A 20850-nucleotide genomic window follows, 5' to 3' on the forward strand; every position below is an offset into this window, starting at 1 on the left:
TCTGCTTTCTTTATTGCCAAGCGATGTCGCGTTATTGGCCTCTCGGCAGTTTTCTGTCGAGAGAGTTTCCTTTTATGGCTCTCCTTTTATGGCTCTCCTTTGCAAATTGAAACTTCCGTTGTCGAACTGAATGAACATCAGTCAGGTGTGGACTTCTTGCTTGCTTTAAAAAAGTGTAACAAATCGCGCTGCTTGCACTTTAAGGCCACTAATGCAAAGTATTTGTGTCTTGCCACTATTCAGGACAAGATGGGCCTTAGGTCAATAACGGAGGTGATCATGAGTGAGTTGGATGCCTTGCTGAGAGACAAAGTACGTTTATTGGGAAATTTGCTAGGACGTACCATTGCCCATCATCAGGGCGATGACATGTTAAAGCGTATTGAAGATATTCGTCAGCAAGCGAAAGTGGCCCGAAGTGGGGAAGAGCATGAGCGTGATCGTTTATTGGCCATGCTGAAAACCATTCCTGATGATGCTGTTTTGCCCGTTGTTCGTGGATTTAACCAGTTTTTGAATTTGGCCAATATCGCTGAGCAGCAGCATGCGGCCAGCTGGCGGCGCTCGGAAATACTAAATGATGACGTTGACCAGTTATTTAATGATCTACTCGATCGTCTTGAGGAGCATGGCGTTCGCGGCTTGGATTTGTGTCAACAGGTGGCCGATGTCAGCATCGAATTGGTATTAACCGCTCACCCAACAGAAGTGACCCGTCGTACTTTGATTCAAAAATACGATGAAATTTCACAGTTGCTGCAGCAGCGTGATGACTTACGTGATGGTCATCCTCAGCTCGTTAATATTGATCAACGATTAGCGGTACTGGTTGAAGAAATCTGGCAAACTGATGAAATCCGCCGCGTCCGGCCCACAGCGGTAGATGAAGCCAAATGGGGTTTTGCAGTGATCGAAAACTCCTTGTGGCAGGCGATTCCGCAATTAACCCGCCACCTCGATGAGCAGTTGTTGGCACGTGGTAGCCAGCCTTTGCCATTGATGGCCGCGCCGGTAAAAATTGCTTCCTGGATGGGCGGAGACCGGGATGGTAATCCTAATGTAACGTCAACGGTCACCTGCGAAGTCTTGTACTTGGCTCGCTGGATGGCCGCGGACTTATTGTTACGCGATGTTCATGCGCTCAGCGGTCAGCTGTCGATGGCCGAAGCCAGTGCCGAATTACGCCAGGCGTATCCTGGCAACGAACCCTATCGTGCTTGCATGCATATGTTGCGTGATCGTCTAAAAGAGACACGGCGCTGGGCTCAGGAAAAAGCGGCGGGAAAAGATAGTGACAAGCAACCGATGTTGAATGATGACGACATTATGGCGCCATTACGGTTGTGTTATGACAGTCTCGTCAGCCAGGGCATGCAAACCGTGGCTGATGGTCTATTGCTCGATACAATCAGGCGTGTGGCTTGTTTCGGTTTGACCTTGGTGAAATTGGATGTTCGTCAGGAGTCAACGCGTCATCGCGATGTTATTGCCGAGCTGTGCGACTTTTATCAGTGGGGCGACTATAAACAGTGGAATGAAGAAGAAAAACAGCAGTTTTTATTGCGTGAGCTGCAATCTAGGCGGCCATTAATTCCTAGGCAGTGGCAACCATCGGAGGAAGCGCAGGAAGTATTGGCGACGATGCGAGTCATTGCATCTGACGCTGGTGCCGGAGTGTCTTGTTACATTATATCGATGGCCAGTGAGCCTTCAGATATTCTGGCGGTAGCACTGCTGTTGCAAGAATCTGGTGTTGATCAGCCATTACCTATCGTTCCTTTATTTGAAACCCTAAATGATCTTGAGCTGGCGACGCCGCGCATGCAAAAGCTGTGGCAGGTTCCTTGGTATCGCCAGTATTGCCAACAGCGACAACAAGTCATGATTGGCTATTCAGACTCTTCTAAAGATGCCGGTCAATTGGCAGCGGTTTGGGCGCAGTATCAGGCGCAGGAAAATCTGACCCAAGCGGCTGAGCAGGCGGGTATTCGTTTACGCTTATTTCATGGTCGTGGCGGCACCGTTGGGCGTGGCGGTGGTCCAGCTCATAGCGCAATTTTGGCTCAGCCTCCGGGCTCAGTGAAAGGAGGGCTAAGGGTTACTGAACAGGGTGAAATGATTCGCTTTAAATTTGGTATGCCTGCCGTTGCTTTGCGAAATCTGAAGGTGTACGTGTCTTCCGTGTTGGAAGCAAATTTATTGCCGCCGGCCGCACCTAAACCGCAATGGCGTCAGCTGATGCAAACGTTGGCAGCGGGTGGGGTGCAATCCTATCGTGCCATGGTGCGCGATGAGGCCGACTTTGTAACTTATTTCCGCGCCGCCACCCCTGAAATGGAACTGGGCAAATTAGCGTTAGGCAGTCGTCCTGCCCGGCGAAAAGCCGGTGGTGGTATTAACTCGTTGCGTGCTATTCCCTGGATTTTTGCTTGGACACAAATGCGTTTGATGCTGCCTGCCTGGTTAGGAGCAGACGAGGCATTGCAAGCCAGCTTTGAACGCGATGAACTAAGCACTTTGCATACTATGTATGAGAGCTGGCCTTTCTTCCGGACCTATATCGATATGCTTGAAATGGTATTGTCGAAATCTGATGTGGAGATAGCCGCCTATTACGAACGGCGATTGGTAGCGGCAGAGCTACAGCCATTGGGGAGCCTGTTGCGTCAGCGGTTGGAGCGCATGCGCGAGTTGGTGTTGGCAATAAAGCAGCAGCCTGAACTGTTGCACGATAATCCTATGCTTCAACATTCGATGAATGTGCGCAACCCCTATACCGACCCATTGCACTATTTACAAGCCGAGCTTTTGTATCGTGAACGGCAGGCTGGTGATAGTTCTAATGAAGCCGTTGAACAGGCGTTGAAAGTGACCATGGCTGGCATTGCGGCTGGTATGCGAAATACCGGCTGACGACAGCGGAGTGTCACTGATCCATGCCAAAGAGTGTGATGATTGGTGCTGAAATGGCCAGTCCATGTGTTAATCGAAAGGGTTGCTGCGGATTGACGTTAGGCTGCCGTAGCTGGTAACGACGTTGCATTGGCGCTAACTCGATGGTTACTAAGCAGGCTTTTTCCTGCTTTCGACTTGAGGCCAAGCCTTGCTCAGAGTAAGGTTAGGCCTATTTTTTTGGCTTCTGGTTGAAAAGTGCACAATCATTCAGAGCCGTAGGCTATTTAACAACCACAAGGAGTATGCGCATGCGCGTCATTCTGTTGGGTGCTCCCGGTGCCGGTAAAGGTACGCAGGCACAATTTATTTGCGACAAGTTCGCTATCCCGCAAATCTCGACGGGCGATATGCTGCGCGCTGCGGTTAAGGCTGGTACTGAGCTAGGTCTGAAAGTAAAAGAAATCATGGAAACCGGTGGTTTGGTGTCTGATGACATCATCATTGACCTGGTTAAAGAGCGTATTACGCAGCAAGATTGTAATAATGGCTTTTTGTTTGATGGTTTTCCGCGGACCATTCCTCAAGCCCAAGCCATGTTGGATGCCGGTGTCGCCATTGATCATGTGGTCGAAATAGATGTTGATGATGAAGAAATTGTCACACGTCTAAGCGGTCGTCGTGTTCATCCAGGTTCGGGTCGCGTTTATCACGTTGAGTACAACCCACCAGCAACGGCTGGCAAGGACGACGTTACTGGCGAAGATCTGATTCAGCGTGATGATGATCAGGAGGATACGGTACGTAAGCGCTTAGCCATCTATCATGATCAAACCGCGCCTTTGGTGAGCTTCTATAAAGAATTGCAGCAGCAGGGTAATGATGCCCCAGACTATCATCATATCGCAGGTGTTGGTTCGCTAGACGACATTAAAACTGCCGTACTGGCTGCTTTGAATAGCTAGATCCCCCGACCGGCGGCTTGGTGGTCGTCGGTTCCTTTCTTTTGTTTCCCTTGTTTTGTTAGTGCGCCGCCTGTACAGATTTTGGGTGTTCCAACACCATAATTCGACGCGCAGTTTATCTTTGGCGAATTGCTTAAGGTTTGTGCTCACTAATTACATTCGTTAGCTATTGCCGCAAAAAACTCAGTCGGACCCGAATGGAGCGGGTATTTAGAGTGTTCGTTCGCCGCCACATGCCAACCTGCTTGTTATCTCTTGGTCTTGGGTTTAGCAAACAACAATGCGGTAATAAGGTGTCTTTGCCCATAATCTAATCGCCTGGATCCGGTTTCTTTGATGTGGCGTTACTCGTCATTCATTTAGCTGACGACCCCGTATGCTGGGAGTCAAGGTGAGTGAAGCTTCTGGCGCGGTAACACAAAGGTTCGTCGTTTTATCAATTCTCTCCTTGTTATGAGTTGTGCTCACTCTCCGCAAGCATGACTTCATGAGTGTAAACAAGACTTGGTGTCCACTAGTTTCTACATTTAGGGTTAGTGTTATTGGCTAGCATCGATGAGTCGTGACTATCTGGGGAACGACAGATTAGTAACTCGCTTTGGTGCATAGAAACAAATACGGTTGTCTATGCTTTCGCTTTTCCGTAACTCATCTACTCTGAGGGTGTCAGAGTTTGTTTCCTCTTATATAAAGTATTTGCCGCTGTGTGGAATGGTATTGCATCGTGATGCATGCATTTGTTACTAAGCCGTTTGGTCTTTGGTAATGCGTTATCTGGCAAGGGCGTGTGCTAGCGGGTATTTACCCGGGTGACTTGCTAGTGGCCGTAATTATTGTTGCGTAAGTTACCTGTGTGCAGGGCATTAGTGCCTAGCATAGGGAACGCTCATTTGTTGGATGAGTGTCGGTAGAATGAATAACGAGCGTAGCAAATAACAAAAGCGGTACTGTATCGGCTTTGTGATGAGTGAGAGTTTTTTTGATTGCGGGCTGCCAAATGGCCATAAGAGAGGGTTGGATACCGCCGATAATCGGATAATTTACACAAAATGGCCTGAATGTGGTGTTTTGGCGCATAAATGTTTTGGTTTTTGTTATATAAATACTATTATTGCACTGGGTAGGAATTTGGATTCACGATTTTGTATGGGATTCGATCGGTTGCTGTGTAACTGATTGAACGTAACGCGTTGCTTGGCAATGATGTTTAAATCCCATCTGGATCGGAATACCACGTTCTTATTCAGAGCATTAAATAGCACCCATCGTCAGTGTCTGCGCTGGCGTTCGCTTTAAAAGATCAGGTGAAAACAGAGGAACAAAACATGGCCAGACCTAAAAAAGCCCCTGCCAAGCGCGGTCGTAAACCAGCTGCAGCAAAAGCGGCTGATAAGGCTGTACCTGCGGTAATCGCTAAGGCCAGTGCTGCCTTACTCAAAGCTGAGTCAGCCGTCGCGACTCAAGAAGGTAAAGTACAAGCTGCTGAAAAGAATGCAGTAGAAGCCAAAGCGAAAACCACCAGCCCCCGCGCAACTGCTGCGACTAAGCGCGCTGCTACTCGGGCGGCTGATAAGGTTAAGGCTGAGAAAGAGAAGCTGCAGAAGTTAAAAGCCACCATGCGTAAAGCGAAGGCGGGCGTAAAAGTTGCTGAATTACAGGCCCGCATCCAGGAAGCGGAAACTCAGGCCGAGCAGGCTATGCAAGAGTTTCAGGCTAAGTTGACCGCTAAAGCAGATGCTGAATTGGCAAAAGCCGTTGAAGCGTTCGAAGCTAAATGGCGTAAACAGCGTGAGCGTAAAGACAGCAGTAAAGTTAAGGCTCAGCTGAAGAAAGAACAGGCGAAAGCAGCGGCAGCGGCTAAAAAGCTGAAGCAGCGTCTGGCAGAAGCCGAAGCATCGGCAGAAAAAGAATCTCGTCCTGGTCGTCCGGCCAAAGCCACCAGCACAGCAAAAGCAGCACCTAAGCGTCGCGGCCGTCCACCTAAAGCTGTGGCCGAAAGCACAGAAAAAGCAGCACCTAAGCGTCGTGGTCGTCCACCTAAAGCTGCTGCAGCAAGCACAGAAAAAGCGGCACCAAAGCGTCGCGGTCGTCCACCAAAAGCTGCCGCCACTACTACAGAGAAGGCAGCCCCTAAGCGTCGCGGTCGTCCACCAAAGGCAGCTGCTGCTAGCACAGAGAAAGCGGCACCTAAGCGTCGCGGTCGTCCACCAAAGGCAGCTGCTGTTAGCACAGAGAAGGCAGCGCCTAAGCGTCGCGGTCGTCCACCTAAAGCTGCTGCAGCAAAAGCGGCACCTAAGCGTCGCGGTCGTCCACCTAAAGCGGCAGCGCCAGCAAAAACTGAGGCAAAAGTGGAAACCTCCGCAGAATAAGCCTTTTACGCCACACAGCCTTAAAGGCTGTGTGGCGTCACTTCTATTGTGTCATTCTTTTGCTACCGATGAAGGAGCGGGAGAAGGACTTTCTCTTTTGCTATACTCGCGACCTTTAAAAAACTAATCCGGGTCGTTATGGCAAATTTATTGATTCTTGATGCCTCCTCCCATATTTGCTCTGTTGCGCTGGTTCGTCCTGAGGGTGTTGTTGGATTAGCTGAGCAGCAGCCACGCAAGCATGCGCAGCGTTTATTGCCTATGGTGGATGAACTTCTGCAGCAGCTGCAATTTAATAAAGACCAGCTCGACGGCATAGCTTATGCCCGTGGGCCTGGTTCATTTACTGGTATTCGTATCGCAGCCTCGGTGATGCAGGGTATTGCTATGGCGTTGGATATTCCTGTTGCTGGGGTTTCTACTTTGCAGGGCTTGGCTCAGAAAAGCATGGCAGAGGATGGTCAGTCTTGTGTCAGTGTTATTGATGCACATATGGGTGAAGTCTTTTGGGCTCATTATGAGCGTCGCCAAGGACTGGCGCATTTGCTGGGTGAGGAGCACGTTTGCACGCCTGAACAGTTTTTGCAGGATGCGCCTGAAAGAGTATTGGCGGTGGGTAATGGATTGTCTCTGCCAGCTTTGGCGGCCGTTGAAGGTGATGCCGCTGCCACGTTAACGGCAGAAAACCTTGCCCCACTGGTGCTTGATGCCTGGGAAAATAATCTGTTTGGTGATATCGATCAGCACCCGCCGGTATATTTGCGTGATGGTGTGGCCTGGAAGAAGTTGTCCGAACAACCCAGCTTGTTAAAACGGTAGTGTGAAATGGATTGGCTACAGGCGATATTTTTAGCGTTGTTGCAAGGGCTGACGGAGTTTTTACCGATTTCCAGCTCTGCCCATTTAATTCTGCCATCTCAATTGTTGGGCTGGCCTGATCAGGGTCTGGCTTTCGATGTGGCCGTGCACTTTGGAACCCTGTTGGCAGTGATGGCGTATTTTCGTCGTGACTTATGGCTGATCACTCAGCGCTTTGTGCAAACAGGATTTTCTCGCCCTGATGACAGCGCTCGCCTTGGTTGGTTCTTGATTCTTGCCACTATACCGGCCGGCCTTGCTGGACTTGGACTAAACCACTGGATAGAAACCTCATTACGCAGCACTTGGGTTATTGCTAGCACGACGTTAGTGTTTGGTGCGCTGTTGTGGTGGGCTGATGTTAAGGCGGCTGAAACTAAGTCTTTGTTGCAAATGACGTTAACAGCAGCGTTGCTGATCGGCTTGGCCCAGGCTTTGGCATTGATTCCGGGTACTTCACGCAGTGGTATCACCATTACAGCAGCATTGCTGCTTGGTTTTCATCGTGTTGATGCTGCGCGCTTTTCATTTCTACTGTCGATTCCACTGATCTTGGCAGCCATGCTGTTAAAAACAACCGAACTACTGCAGGGTAGTGAATATATAGATTGGTCCATGTTGCTGCTGGCCACAGTGGTAGCCGCTGTTAGTGCCTGGTTGTGTATCCTGCTGTTTCTTAGCTGGCTGGAAAAAATTGGCTTGCTGCCCTTTGTTATTTATCGCTTGTTACTAGGTTCCTTGTTGGTGCTGCTATTAATGATGGGCATGGTATGACGGCCTTGGTTTGCACCCAGCCGGAGCTGCAGGCTACTGCTCAAGCAGTCGCGCAGGCTTTGGATTTCACGTTATTGGATCATTGGCCGGAAAACGATGATTACCAGCTATGGCTGAATCACACTGGCTTAAGTCTGGCTTGCAACGATAAAGAGAAGAATCCAGTCCAGGTTGATTTCTGCGCCGGTGCCAATGCCCATCGTCGCCGCTTTGGTGGCGGTAAGGGGCAGGACATAGCTAAAGCTGTCGGTATAGGAAAATATGTCCCGAGCGTTGCGGATTTGACGGCGGGCTTGGGTCGAGATGCCTTTGTGCTGGCATCCCTTGGTTGTCAGGTGACAGCACTGGAGCGTCACCCAGTCGTAGCGGCGTTGCTCGCAGATGGGCTGCGTCGTGCTGGGCATGTTGATTTACCGGACGTTTGGAGTCAGCTGTGTAAGCCCGTATCTGATGAGCCGGACAGAGAGTTATCTGCCATTATTAATCGCATCCAGCTGCAGCATAAACCGGCAGCCAGTTGGCTGCTTGAGCAGTCAGATGATGTGGTCGACGTTATTTATTTGGACCCCATGTTTGCTCACGATGGCCGACAAAAGGCTCAGGTCAAAAAAGACATGCAGGCATTTCGCTCGCTAGTGGGGGCAGATGACGATGCCGATGCGTTATTGCGGCAAGCGCTGCGGGTGGCACGTTGCCGTTGTGTGGTAAAGCGTGCTCGTAAAGCACCGCCGCTGGATAATAAGCCGCCGAGTTATAGCCTGGTGGGTAAAGCCAATCGCTTTGATGTCTATGCCTTGGCTAAAGTTGAAGCGCCTTAATAAGTATTAAGCCCAAACGTTGGAGGGGATATTCGGGGCAGGTCGCTGCCCCGAATGACGAGAGTTGGCCATTAGTCGTGATCGGCGCTGCTGACACTGCGCTGAATACTTTGCCGTAAGGCGCCATCCAATAGCTTTTCTAGAATGGTGAGCAGGGGTTGCAGCTTATCGGTGGCATGCAGTTTCCCTTGTTCGCGCTCTTCAATCATCTGCTGCTGATGCAGTTGTCGGATTAGGGTTCTAAACAACTGCTTGTCAAAAAACTCCGGTGAATTAATGCCGTACAGCAGGCCGATGCGTTGCGCTAATAAGGTGCTGCGCTCTTCCAGTTGTTGAGCGTCCAGGTCTTCTTTGGCGTGCTGTAAAATGCTCAATGTCAGATAATAACGCTGCAATGTTTGCCGCATATTATCTGCCAAACCGCTTAACTGAGTGAATTCATCACTGCTGCTGGGAGTGGCATCAAAGCCGTGCTCATTCTGATACAGATAGCCAGCTCCGACCAGGGCTTCCAGCCAATGCTGCACCAGCTCAGCCAGTTCATCGTCTGACCATTGTAAAAACAGTTCGGCTTGTAAAAAGGGATAAAGCTCCCTGACGGTATCCACCACCTCGTGCTGTTGGTAACGGGTATGGCTGATAAACAGACACGCCAGTAGAGATGGCAGGGCATATAAATGCAGCACATTGTTGCGGTAATAGGTGAGGGTAACCGCCTGGCGCTCATTGGTCTGAATTAAATCGCCCATCGGGTGAGAAGAGCGTGATACCACCTCTAGCTTTTCGCCATATGCCAGCCAGTCAGCACCATTGCCGTCCGGCAGCTGGGTTAAATGGCTGTAGGGCATAAACTCCAGAAGGCGTTTGTAAGATTCCATCTGGGCGATAATTTGGGCCTCTTCTTGGGCCTGGCGAGGCGCCGATAAAATTGACAACGCGATCAGGTTGATGGGATTGACCGATGCGGCACGGTTAATCTCAGTGACGACCCGCACGGCCAGTTTATCAACCGTAGTGCGCGACCAGTCAGGGCGATAGTCACAGGCTTGATAGTCCTGTTGCTGCCAGCCAGGTTGTTGTTGATTGAGAAACTCCGTCAAATAAACGGGGTCACCAAAGGTGACATGCACCTTGCCAAATGATTTGCGGAACGAGCGCAGGGTTCCGACGACACCCAATAAGCTTTCTTTTTGCTTCTTCTTGCCGCGCAATTCACCCAAGTAACTGCTGGCTTCAAATACTTTTTCGTAACCCGTGTATACAGGCACAAACAAAATAGGCTTACGTGCATCACGCAGGTAACTGCGCAGTGTCATGGCCAGCATGCCGGCCTTGGGATTCAAGGTTCGACCGGTGCGGCTGCGTCCGCCTTCGACGAAATACTCAGTGGCGTAACCGTGGGTGAAAATGGTGTGCAGATATTGGTCAAACACAGCAGAGTAAAGCTGGTTGTCGCGGAAGGTGCGACGCATAAAGAAAGCACCACCGCGGCGTAAGATAGGGCCAACAATCGGCATGTTCAGATTGATGCCAGCCGCGATTTGCGGCAGTTGTAAACCTTGATGGTACAGCAGGTAAGACAGTAACAAATAATCGATATGACTGCGGTGGCAAGGCACATAAATGATTTCATTGTCTTTGCTGACTTCTTTCAGGTGATCAATGTTATGCACCTGAACACCGTCGTAAATCTTATTCCATACCCAAGTCAGTAGGGCATCTAAGAAGCGGACATTGGTATAAGAAATATTGGAAGCAATTTCATCGGCGTATTTTAACGCCTTGTTTTGTGCTTGCTGGCGCGAAATGCCAGTGCTGGCCACTTCGGTTTCGATGGCTTTGACCACGCTGGGGGCGTGGGGGATTTTATGTACCAGGGTACGACGGTGCGAAAGATCGGGGCCGAGTACCGATGCAGATACATGGCGGTTATGAACGCGCAATACGCGTGCAACTTTTCGTGCCAAAAGCTCGGGGCTTTTGTTGCCTTCGTTTAGTTCACGCAGTGACATGGGTTTGCTGAAATGAACAAAGGTGTTGCGACCGTTAAGCAGAATCGCCATTAAGGTGGTTAACCGTCCGCCTAGGGTGCCGCTGTTTTGCAGCCAGATACGTAAAAACGATCCTTCTTTATCCGGGGCGCGGCCCCAGAATACCCGTACCGGCACAATCTGGATATCTTGCTCATCGTGCTGCTGCAGCCATTGGCAATGACGGACTAAGTAGCGATGTACTACCGGTGTCGGGCGCTTGCGAAAAGGGGCACCTGCGCGTCGATATATTGGGAAATACGGAGTGCCAGCCAGTTGCTGTTGTTCTGCACCTTCTCGCGGTGAAGGCCAGCCAAAGGCTCGCACTTCTTTATCAATGACTAGCTGCTCGGCGCGTGAACGATACAGTAATGCGTACACCACTGGCTTGCTGGGGTCGAGGTTGAATTCTTGCACGCTTGGCCCAATGATCTGGGTGCGAATAATTCCATATAGCCATTTTTGCTGCCAGCGGAACAGGGTGCGTCGTAACGACTTTAAAAAGCTCATGTTGGCCTGAATCGGTTGCCTGACGAAATAGAGGGCGAGTTTACCCCGGTCGTGACTGGGATTAAACGTTATTAAAGACCAGTGGTACCCATGTGGGAATTATTCTGACGTTAGTCAGTCTGTTATGGGCGGCTGTTGTGAGCCGTCACGAGTATGTGCGTTTGGCATGGAGTGAAAGATGATTGATATACAGCATCTGACGAGACGCTTTGACGGTTTTACTGCCGTCGATGACTTGTCGTTCCAAGTAAGGCCCGGCGAGGTACTGGGCTTTTTGGGTCCTAATGGCGCTGGGAAGTCGACCACCATGAAAATGTTGGCGGGTTTCCTTGAGCCTAGTGGTGGACAGATTAGTGTTTTGGGTCATGACGTAGTGACCGAGCGGGTGGCGGTGCAGCAATGCATTGGCTATTTGCCCGAAGGTGCCCCCGCCTACGAAGAGATGAAGGTGCTGCCGTATTTACGCTTTATTGCGGAAATGCGCGGTTTAAGAGGGCAGCAACTGCGTGAGCGTTTGCGTCATGTTATTGATCTGGTCGATATTGGCGAGGTGCTGGGCCAGCGTATTCAGACACTGTCTAAAGGCTTTAAGCGGCGTGTCGGCCTAGCTCAAGCGCTGGTTCATGATCCACAAGTGCTGATTTTGGATGAGCCGACCGATGGTTTGGATCCAAATCAAAAGCATCAGGTTCGACAGCTCATTACCCAACTGTCGGCAGACAAGATTGTCATTATCTCCACCCATATTCTTGAGGAAGTAACGGCCGTTTGCTCGCGTGCAGTGATTATTGCAGCTGGCCGATTGGTCGCCGATCAAATGCCTCACGAACTGGAACGGCAATCGCGCTATCACGGTGCAATTTCATTGAGGTTGCAGTCGCCTCAGGCCGATTTGGAAGCGGCGCTATTGGCATTGCCGGGGGTTAGTGCGGTGGAGGAATTAGAGCCACAGCAAGGTTATATGATTCTGCCGCAAGCATCGGCGCAACTGCATATGCCATTGTTAACCTTGCTGAATCAACAGCAGTGGGCAGTCGATACGCTGCATATGGAGCGTGGTCGACTGGATGACGTGTTCCAGCAATTAACGCAGTTGGAGGTAGCCTGATGAGCTGGATTATTTGCAAACGTGAGCTGGGTGCCTATTTTTCGACGCCGGTGGCGTATGTGGTGATTTTCATGTTTTTGGCCTTGGCGGGTGTATTTACCTTTTACCTCGGTCAATTTTATCAGCGCGGGCAGGCCGACTTAGTGCCTTTTTTTAATTTTCACCCATGGCTGTACTTGTTTTTTATGCCAGCGGTTGCCATGGGGCTGTGGTCCCAAGAAAGGCAACTAGGCACCATTGAGTTGTTGCTGACTCTGCCGGTCACCATAGTGCAAGCGGTATGGGGCAAGTTTTTGGCCGCTTGGCTATTTGCTGGCATTGCGCTGCTGATGACTTTTCCTATTTGGCTAACCGTCAACTATTTGGGCAACCCGGATAACGGTGTGATTGCCGCCAGCTATTTGGGAAGTTGGTTAATGGCCGGAGCCTTTTTGGCAGTAGGGTCATGTATGTCGGTGTTGAGCCGCAATCAAATCGTCGCATTTATTTTGGCTGTGGTGATGTGCTTCTTATTGATGGTGTCTGGCTTGCCCCTGGTGTTGGAGTTTTTCCGCGCCTGGGCGCCTTTGTCGATGGTGGATCTGGTAGCGGGGCTGAGTTTCTTAACCCACTTTGAAGCCCTCTCTCGTGGAGTGGTTGATGTGCGCGACGTTGCCTATTTTTTACTGCTGATTGGTATCTGGTTAGCTGCAACGGCGGCCTTATTACAGTCTAAAAAAGCGGCCTAAGGAGGAAGCAGCATGCGAACTTTATCGGTGTTTTTACTGGCAATGTCTGCACTGCTGGGAGGTGCGGGCTTATTGCAGCTGATCGGTGGCAGTGCTCGGTTGGACTTAACTGAGCAGCAGCTGTATAGCTTGTCTGTTGGGACGCGAGAGGTGTTGCAACATTTAGCCAAGCCTTTGACCGTAGAACTGTATTTTTCCGAGCAAAGCAGTCGTGATTTAAGTCAGCTTAGAGCCTATGCCGAGCGAGTTAATGAGTTGTTGCAAGAGTATCGGCTGAATGCCAATGCTCAGCTTTCTATCAGGCAGGTTGATCCAGAGGCCTTTTCTATCGCAGAAGATGATGCCACGCGTTTTGGTTTGCAGTCTGTGCCGGTGGGTAGCTTTGGCGAGCAATTATATTTTGGTTTGGTGGTGCGTGATGAGCAGGGCAATTATGAGTCTTTGCCATTTTTGCAGCCCGATCGCGAAGGTTACCTGGAATATGAGCTGACCCAGATGATATATCGGCTGCAGCAAGAGAGGGCGCCAGTGATCGGCATGCTCAGCGGCTTGCCTGTCATGGGTGGTTTTGATCCGCGTAGCGGGCAGCCAACTCCTGCATGGACCGCGATAGAGCAGTTGCGTGACTTGTATGAAGTGCGCACCTTGTCCGAGGACATCACCCAAATCGATGGTGATATCGATGTGTTGTTGTTAATTCAACCGCCGGAGTTAACTGAGCAGACCTTGTACGCCATTGATCAATATGCATTGAATGGCGGGCGCATTTTGGCCTTTATTGATCCGGTCGCCGAGCACGCGGATACCATGATGGGCATGGCTTCAGCAGCCAGTGCGACCAGTTTGCAACGTTTGTTAACCGCCTGGGGGGTTAATTGGCAGCCTGATCAGGCCGTCGTTGACGCGGCTAATGCGTTGGTGGTCAGCCAGGGCCCTGGCAAACCACCCATGCGTCATCTAGGGCTGTTGTCATTGGGCGCCGACAGTCTAGATCAGGAGCAATTATTATCGGCTAACTTGGAGTCGGTAAATATAGCCAGTGCGGGTTCTTTAGCCCCATTAGCAGAGGCCAGTAGTCATTTTTCCCCTTGGTTGCTGAGTAGCGCTGACAGCATGTTAGTGGATGCCAATAAACTACAACGCAACGCTGATTTAATGGCGTTGCAGCGTGATTTTATCGCGTCGGGCGAGCGTCAGGTGTTGGCAGCGACGGTCACGGGTTCGGTGAGTTCTGCTTTTAACCCACAGCAGGCAGATGCCGTGCGTGCTGACTTGGAAGCAGTGAGTGAGCATTTAGCCAGTAGCGATAAGCTCGCCGTCACCGTTATTGCCGACAGCGATATCCTCAGTGATCGAATGTGGGTGCAGATACAGAATTTCTTTGGCCAGCGCATTGCGACGCCGTGGGCGGATAATGGCACCCTGCTGGTTAATTTGGCCGATCATTTGACCGGCAGCTCCGAGCTTATGTCGTTGCGCGCGCGCGGACAGTATCAACGCCCCTTTGAGCGGGTAGATGACTTGCGCCAGCAGGCGGAGGCGCGCTTTTTGGCTAGCGAGCAACAACTGCAACAACGCCTGGCAGAAACTGAGCAAAAGTTGGCAGAGTTGCAACCTGTCAGTGGCGCCCAAGGAGAGTTGACCTTAAGTGCTGAGCAGCAACAGGCGTTGGAGGAATTTCAGCAACAAAAGCTGGATATCCGACGTGAGTTGCGCGATGTACAGCATGCGCTAAATAAAGATATCGAAACCTTGGGCGCTTGGCTCAAAGTGTTAAACATATTGTTACTGCCGCTGTTGTTGACCGGGTTGTTGGCATTGCTGTCGCTGTTGTGGCAGCGTCGCCAGGCGATATGATGTGGCGCCGTCTCAGTAATGAGGCGGCGGTGTTTCTTCGCTGGCATCTTTAATGCCACTGCCTTGTGAATGCAGGGATTCCAATTTTTTGTTTAGTAGCTGCAATGCCTGGTGAGCCAACAGAAAATCACGGTTTAAGGTGCTTAGTTGCTCATTCAACGTATCGACGGTGTTTTCTAGAAAAGCGATTCGGGTCTCCAGTTCTACCAGGCGGCTGTCGTCCTGTTGTTCGGCGTTTTCGGTCATGGTGTTTGTGCTCCTGGCTATCGTGTTGATTTTTTTAATGAATTGGGCTTTTATACCGGACGGTTTATCGATTGTTTCAGCCTCGGGGGCTGGCCCGGCGGTGCTGACTGTCAGCAAATGATCATGTTCCGCCCCCGCCTAATACTTCTCCTGAATTGCTATCGATCAACCATTTACAGCAGGGCCCGAATTAGGCAGTGTAAACAGCGGGTCAGTCAGGATATCGTCATCAGGTTGGTCCGATCTGTAGGCATAATAACGTAATCCAAATGAGAGAGCGCATGGGTAAGTTAGTGGTACGAAAAATATTAGTGGCAATCGTTTGTGCAGTGCTGGCTGCGGTGGTAGCAGTGTTGTCGGTCACCTCCTTATTGTCAGACGTCACTTTGGCGGATGGTTCATCGTTATCGACGGCCAATTTCTGGTCTTTGCAGCAAGCGGCGTTATTGGTGGCGGTATTTGCTGTGTTGGGGTTTGTGCTTAGTTTTGCTTCCGCCCAACTGGTTCCTAGCCGTCGTCGCCGTCATCGTGGTAGTGGCACTATTGTTGAAGAGGACGTTGAGGATGGCCGTGAGCGCGGCGTGGTGAAGTGGTTTAACGTGAAAAAAGGTTTTGGTTTTATCACTTGGGATGAAGGTGAAGATGTGTTTGTTCACTTTCGCTCAATTCGTGGCCAGGGCCACCGTTCATTAACCGAAGGCCAGCGTGTTAAGTTTGCCGTGGTTCAGGGGCAAAAAGGCCCGCAGGCGGAAGATGTGTCGGCCATTCGTTGATGGCAGATACAAAAAAAGCGGCTTCGGCCGCTTTTTTTTGTGCTTTGCGTTCGCTTATTCGCCAGCACTGACTAATGAGCGCAGTAGCTTGGGATTAGTGACAACCAAGTTGGCTGGCGCGCTAAGGCTGGGTTTGCCGTGAATGTCGGCCAACAAGCAGCCCGCTTCGCGAGCGATTAGACCGCCGGCTTGCAGGGAAAACTCATCAACATCGGCTAATAATGCTGCCTGAAAACGATCGGCTGCGGTATAAGCCATAGACAGAGCGTTGGAACCAATATTGCGCAGCTCTTGTCCTTGTGACATCAGTGATTGAATGCGCTGACGCTGTTCGAACGCGGATTCGTTAAAGCTCATTGGTTGGGTGTAACCAACAATGGCGTCGCTTAATGAGTGCAGTGTGCTGCAGCGAATACGGCGGTTGTTTAATTGACAACCGCGCCCGCGGGTTGCGCTGAATTCATCGCCGTTCATGGGGTTCAAAATTACCGCATGCTCTGCTTTGCCTTTTATTAGGCAGCAAATGGTGATGGCAATGCTAGGTATGCCGACACGAAAGTTAGCAATGTCGTCGATAACGCATATTTGCCAGGTTGGCTGGTGTGCCTCACCCTGGTTAAGACCGGTTTCGCGGCCCTGGAAGTTGTGTTCTGGGTAGGCTTTTTTCAGTTCGAAAATAATGCCCTTTTCCAGGCCGATGGTGCAGTCGGCAATAAACTTCGCCTTTTCTTGGTCCGTACTCTGGTACGAATCAAAACGGTCCAAGCGACGGACCAGGTCTTGACCGGCATTACGCGCAGCGCGCAACGCCAAGTTCACCATGGGTTGCATAAGGCAGTGAATCTCTTAAAGAACGATTGGGAACCGGCAATTATATCAGTCAACCTATAAATTGCGCTACACTTTGCCGCCCTTAAAACGAGTAAACTGAAGCAAATCATGATGGATGATGCTGCAATCCGTGCTGCGCTGGCAGATGTTGCCGTGGTAATGGTCGAAACCACTCATGCTGGCAACCTGGGCGCAGCCGCCCGGGCAATGAAGAACATGGGCTTAAGCCGTCTGGTGCTGGTGAACCCTCAGGCCCAGATCGATGACGAGGCCATTGCCCGCGCCTCAAGGGCTGACGATATTTTGCACGCTGCTCAGATCGTGCCGACCTTGGAGCAAGCCTTGGCAGACAGTCACTTGGTGATTGGCACCAGTGCTCGCAATCGTCATATTCCTTGGCCGCTGCTATCGCCACGTGAGTTGGGTGCTCGTGTTGCGAGTGCTGTGCCAGCAGGTAATCGAGTAGCGTTGGTCTTTGGCCGAGAATCCAACGGCCTAAGTAACGATGAATTGCAGCTATGTCATTTGCACGTGCATATTCCAACGGACGCTGATTATTCGTCGCTCAACGTAGCGCAAGCGATACAACTGTTGTGTTATGAGATGCGTCTGGCCGTCGCCGGAGAATCTGACCAAGCCTCGCAGGCCTGGGGAGTGGAGTGGGACTATCCGCTGGCAACTCATGAGCAGCTAGACGGACTGTTGCAGCATATGCAGCAAACCTTGGTTGATATTGGCTTTCTAGATCCCAATACTCCCAAGCAACTGATGACTCGGTTGCGCCGTTTGTATCAGCGTGCGGCACCGGACCAAATGGAAGTGAATATCTTGCGCGGTATGCTGTCGCAAATCGGCAAACGCATCCGTCGCGACGACCAGTGACACTATTTATACGGCATTCATCTGCACCAAGGAGCCAACTTGATTATTAAATTGCTGCGTGAAGACATCGCTTGTGTGTTTGAACGTGACCCTGCAGCACGCAATACGCTGGAAGTCGTGACCACTTATCCTGGCTTGCATGCCATTATCCACTACCGCCTGGCGAATGCGTTATGGCGTCGTGGATTTAAGTGGCTAGCACGGTTTCTGTCGGCTTTTAGTCGCTGGCTGACGGGTATTGAAATTCACCCAGGGGCAAGCATTGGTCGGCGCTTTTTTATCGATCATGGCATGGGGGTGGTGATCGGCGAGACGGCAGAAATCGGAGACGATTGCACTCTCTATCATGGTGTGACCTTAGGCGGTACCAGCTGGAATAAAGGCAAGCGCCACCCGACTTTAGCGAATGGCGTGGTCGTCGGCGCTGGCGCCAAAGTGTTAGGCCCTATTTTGGTGGGTGATAATGCTCGCATTGGTTCTAATGCCGTGGTCACGAAAGATGTGCCAGAGGCGGTGACTGTGGTTGGTATTCCTGGTCGGATCGTACGGAAGGCCAGTGAGCGTGCTGAGGAAGATGATCGCAGGGCGGAAATTGCCCGTAAGATTGGCTTCGATGCTTATGGTATGACCGATGAGATGCCAGACCCGATTGCGCGATCTATCCATAATCTGATGGATCATATGGGCGCGGTAGATAAGAAAATCGATACCATGTGCCAGGCGCTGCACAACCTGGGCGATCGTACCTGCGACGAAGCCTTGCCAGAGCTGGCGAAAGAGGATTTTGTCAGTTTGACCGAAGTGGAGGCTGGTACTGAGTCGACGGACGGCGCACAGGCATCACATTCAGAGCAGCGTCAGTAAGAAAGCGTCAGTACGGATGTGGCTAAAGTTGACTGTTTTGCTCAGGCATTAGCATAATGCCCCCACAACTTATAGGGAGGGGGGATTATGCGTCTGACAACCAAAGGCCGCTATGCGGTGACGGCCATGCTGGATCTGGCCATTCATGCTCAAAATGGCCCGGTAAGCCTTAATGACATATCCGGTCGCCAGGGCATTTCTCTTTCATATTTAGAGCAGCTGTTTGCAAAGTTGCGCCGCAATGGCCTAGTCGCTAGTGTGCGTGGGCCAGGCGGTGGCTATCGTCTGAGTCGTGCCGATCGTGATATCAATGTTGCCGACATTGTTGATGCCGTCAATGAATCCATGGATGCGACCCGTTGCCAGCGTAAGGGGGACTGCCAGGACGGACAGCAATGCCTAACGCACCATTTGTGGCTCGACCTCAGTGATCAGATTCATACCTTTCTGGCGGGTATCAGTTTGCACTGTCTGATTCAGCGTCAGGAAATACAACATACGGCAGCTCGCCAGGAAGAACAGGCCAGTAGTCGCATCGATGCGGTGCTAAATGATGATCCCCTGGTTGTCTGATGGCTGTTAATGCGGTGTACAATCGCGCCGACCTTGCACTGGTGAAATGAATATGACCCCCGTTTACCTCGATTATGCTGCCGCCGCACCCGCCGATCCGGCTGTGGCGGCGGCAATGGCAGAGTGTCTGACTCTGGATGGCAATTTTGGCAACCCTGCCTCTCGTTCACATCGCTTTGGCTGGAAAGCGGAGCAGGCCGTTGAACAAGCCCGCCGGCAGGTGGCCGATGTTATCGCTGCCGATCCGCGGGAAGTCATTTGGACATCGGGAGCCACTGAAAGCAATAACTTGGCGATTAAGGGCACAGTCGAGGCTGCTTTAAAACGTTGCCAAGGCAAGGTGCACATTATTACTTCTGCTATTGAGCACAAAGCGGTGCTCGATCCGTGTGCCTGGCTGGCGCAGCGTGATGATGTTGAATTGACGTTGCTGAACCCAGATGCCGATGGCCTGATCCGTGTGCAACAAGTGATGGATGCGTTGCAGGACAACACTGTGCTGGTATCTCTGATGGCCGTTAATAATGAGCTTGGCACGCTCACGGATATTGCCGCCATAGGTCAGTTGCTGGCAGCTCATGATACGATATTTCACGTCGATGCAGCCCAGGCATTGGGCAAGATAGCCATTGATGTGGCGGCTTGGCAGGTGGATTTGCTATCGCTGTCGGCCCATAAAGCGTATGGTCCTAAGGGCGTCGGAGCACTCTATGTCAGGCGTGATCCACAACCTGAGCTAGAAGCTCAGATTCATGGCGGTGGTCATGAGCGGGGCTTTCGCTCCGGTACCTTGGCGACTCATCAGTTGGTTGGATTTGGAGTGGCAGCTGAGCTGGTTCGCCAGCAGCTGGCAGAGGATGTTGCCCATGTGTCGGCCTTGCGTGATCAGTTGTGGCAAGGCTTACAGGCGATCGGCGGCGTGTACCTTAATGGTCATATCGATCATCTGAGTCCGAATCATTTAAACGTCAGCTTTGATGGCGTCGATGGCGAGATACTGCTGGCATCTTTGGCAAAAGTTGCGGTGTCGTCGGGCTCCGCTTGCAACTCGGCCAGTGTTAAACCGTCTTATGTGCTTAAGGCCATCGGTCGCAGTGATGCCTTAGCCCATGCTGGGTTGCGCTTCTCCGCCGGTCGCTTTTCTCAGACACAAGACATCGACGCTGTGGTGGCTGAAGTCACGCGAGTAGTCGGCTTATTGCGTGGACAACGTTGAGCCGTACAACTTTCGTTAAAAGGTGCGTATAATCCGCGGGTTTTGAATCCGGCCGGTGTCATGTATGACACTGACACGGGCTTTTTAGTGAATAACTGCTTTATATTGGAGACTAACATGGCTGTAGAACGCACCCTGTCCATCATCAAACCAGATGCGGTAGGCAAAAACGTAATTGGTGAGATCGTGACTCGCTTTGAAAAGGCTGGCCTGACCGTTGTTGCCATGAAAATGATGCAACTGGATGACGACAAGGCTGGCGGTTTCTACGCTGAGCATAAAGAGCGTCCTTTCTTTGGTGATCTGGTGTCTTTCATGACTTCTGGCCCTGTGGTTGTTCAGGTTCTGGAAGGTGAAGATGCGATTGCTAAAAACCGTGAGCTGATGGGTGCAACTAACCCACAAGAAGCGGCGGCGGGCACTATCCGTGCCGATTTCGCTCAAAGCATCGATGCGAATGCGGTACACGGCTCAGACTCAGCTGAATCTGCAGCTCGCGAAGTGGCTTACTTCTTCTCTGCTGAAGAAATCTGCGCTCGCTAAGAAACACAGGCTA

Annotated in this window: 18 protein-coding genes; 15 read left to right on the forward strand and 3 right to left on the reverse strand. The window is 51.2% G+C overall.

Features of this window, described 5'->3' with window-relative positions; all coding sequences use genetic code 11:
- The first annotated feature begins 279 nt into the window (after positions 1-279).
- The 6 genes from ppc to AC55FS_RS08405 all read left to right on the forward strand — a co-directional run bounded on the left by ppc (position 280) and on the right by AC55FS_RS08405 (position 8676).
- Positions 280-2913, forward strand: a complete 2634-nt coding sequence (gene ppc, locus AC55FS_RS08380) for a phosphoenolpyruvate carboxylase (protein ID WP_496935625.1) — start codon at positions 280-282, stop codon at positions 2911-2913.
- Between the two features lie 290 nt (positions 2914-3203).
- Positions 3204-3857, forward strand: coding sequence for an adenylate kinase (gene adk / locus AC55FS_RS08385; RefSeq protein ID WP_496935626.1), 654 nt, complete (start codon positions 3204-3206; stop codon positions 3855-3857).
- A 1325-nt stretch (positions 3858-5182) separates the two neighbouring features.
- On the forward strand, positions 5183-6226 hold the full coding sequence (locus AC55FS_RS08390) for a hypothetical protein (protein ID WP_496935627.1): 1044 nt from the start codon (positions 5183-5185) through the stop codon (positions 6224-6226).
- A 138-nt stretch (positions 6227-6364) separates the two neighbouring features.
- A complete protein-coding gene (gene tsaB, locus AC55FS_RS08395; protein WP_496935628.1) occupies positions 6365-7045 on the forward strand; it encodes a tRNA (adenosine(37)-N6)-threonylcarbamoyltransferase complex dimerization subunit type 1 TsaB in 681 nt (226 codons plus the stop codon).
- A 6-nt stretch (positions 7046-7051) separates the two neighbouring features.
- Positions 7052-7858 carry an undecaprenyl-diphosphate phosphatase gene (locus tag AC55FS_RS08400; RefSeq protein WP_496935629.1) on the forward strand — a complete coding sequence of 269 codons (807 nt, stop codon included), beginning with the start codon at positions 7052-7054 and terminating at the stop codon, positions 7856-7858.
- Complete coding sequence (locus tag AC55FS_RS08405) at positions 7855-8676, forward strand: class I SAM-dependent methyltransferase (RefSeq protein WP_496935630.1); 822 nt, start codon at positions 7855-7857, stop codon at positions 8674-8676. The genes AC55FS_RS08400 and AC55FS_RS08405 overlap by 4 nt, the downstream gene beginning before the upstream one ends.
- A gap of 71 nt (positions 8677-8747) precedes the next feature.
- Here the strand turns inward: AC55FS_RS08405 and plsB are convergent, their stop codons facing one another.
- Positions 8748-11216: a glycerol-3-phosphate 1-O-acyltransferase PlsB gene (gene plsB / locus AC55FS_RS08410; RefSeq protein WP_496935631.1), complete on the reverse strand. Its 2469-nt coding sequence runs from the start codon at positions 11214-11216 to the stop codon at positions 8748-8750.
- A gap of 178 nt (positions 11217-11394) precedes the next feature.
- Between plsB and AC55FS_RS08415 the strand changes: the two genes are divergently transcribed.
- Genes AC55FS_RS08415 through AC55FS_RS08425 form a run of 3 tightly spaced genes read left to right on the forward strand, consistent with a single transcriptional unit; the run spans position 11395 to position 14909 of the window.
- Complete coding sequence (locus tag AC55FS_RS08415; RefSeq protein ID WP_496935632.1) at positions 11395-12324, forward strand: ABC transporter ATP-binding protein; 930 nt, start codon at positions 11395-11397, stop codon at positions 12322-12324.
- The gene (locus AC55FS_RS08420; RefSeq protein ID WP_496935633.1) at positions 12324-13052 is read left to right on the forward strand and encodes an ABC transporter permease; all 729 of its coding nucleotides are present in this window, start codon (positions 12324-12326) and stop codon (positions 13050-13052) included. The genes AC55FS_RS08415 and AC55FS_RS08420 overlap by 1 nt, the downstream gene beginning before the upstream one ends.
- 12 nt (positions 13053-13064) lie before the next feature.
- Complete coding sequence (locus AC55FS_RS08425; protein ID WP_496935635.1) at positions 13065-14909, forward strand: Gldg family protein; 1845 nt, start codon at positions 13065-13067, stop codon at positions 14907-14909.
- A gap of 12 nt (positions 14910-14921) precedes the next feature.
- Here the strand turns inward: AC55FS_RS08425 and AC55FS_RS08430 are convergent, their stop codons facing one another.
- A complete protein-coding gene (locus AC55FS_RS08430; RefSeq protein WP_496935636.1) occupies positions 14922-15155 on the reverse strand; it encodes a SlyX family protein in 234 nt (77 codons plus the stop codon).
- A gap of 281 nt (positions 15156-15436) precedes the next feature.
- Here AC55FS_RS08430 and AC55FS_RS08435 point away from each other — a divergent pair, with 281 nt between their 5' ends.
- Positions 15437-15928: a cold-shock protein gene (locus AC55FS_RS08435; RefSeq protein ID WP_496935637.1), complete on the forward strand. Its 492-nt coding sequence runs from the start codon at positions 15437-15439 to the stop codon at positions 15926-15928.
- A gap of 54 nt (positions 15929-15982) precedes the next feature.
- Here the strand turns inward: AC55FS_RS08435 and AC55FS_RS08440 are convergent, their stop codons facing one another.
- On the reverse strand, positions 15983-16759 hold the full coding sequence (locus AC55FS_RS08440) for an inositol monophosphatase family protein (RefSeq protein WP_496935638.1): 777 nt from the start codon (positions 16757-16759) through the stop codon (positions 15983-15985).
- 108 nt (positions 16760-16867) lie between these two features.
- Between AC55FS_RS08440 and AC55FS_RS08445 the strand changes: the two genes are divergently transcribed.
- From AC55FS_RS08445 to ndk, 5 genes are all read left to right on the forward strand, one after another.
- Positions 16868-17641, forward strand: coding sequence for an RNA methyltransferase (locus AC55FS_RS08445; RefSeq protein WP_496935639.1), 774 nt, complete (start codon positions 16868-16870; stop codon positions 17639-17641).
- A gap of 42 nt (positions 17642-17683) precedes the next feature.
- Entirely contained in the window at positions 17684-18505 is an 822-nt protein-coding gene (gene cysE / locus AC55FS_RS08450) for a serine O-acetyltransferase (protein ID WP_496935960.1), read from the forward strand.
- A gap of 87 nt (positions 18506-18592) precedes the next feature.
- On the forward strand, positions 18593-19078 hold the full coding sequence (iscR, locus tag AC55FS_RS08455; RefSeq protein WP_496935640.1) for a Fe-S cluster assembly transcriptional regulator IscR: 486 nt from the start codon (positions 18593-18595) through the stop codon (positions 19076-19078).
- A gap of 52 nt (positions 19079-19130) precedes the next feature.
- Entirely contained in the window at positions 19131-20294 is a 1164-nt protein-coding gene (locus AC55FS_RS08460; RefSeq protein ID WP_496935641.1) for an aminotransferase class V-fold PLP-dependent enzyme, read from the forward strand.
- Between the two features lie 117 nt (positions 20295-20411).
- Positions 20412-20837: a nucleoside-diphosphate kinase gene (gene ndk, locus AC55FS_RS08465; RefSeq protein ID WP_496935642.1), complete on the forward strand. Its 426-nt coding sequence runs from the start codon at positions 20412-20414 to the stop codon at positions 20835-20837.
- Positions 20838-20850: the final 13 nt, after the last annotated feature.

The organism is Bacterioplanes sp. CLAM21 (assembly GCF_059641015.1).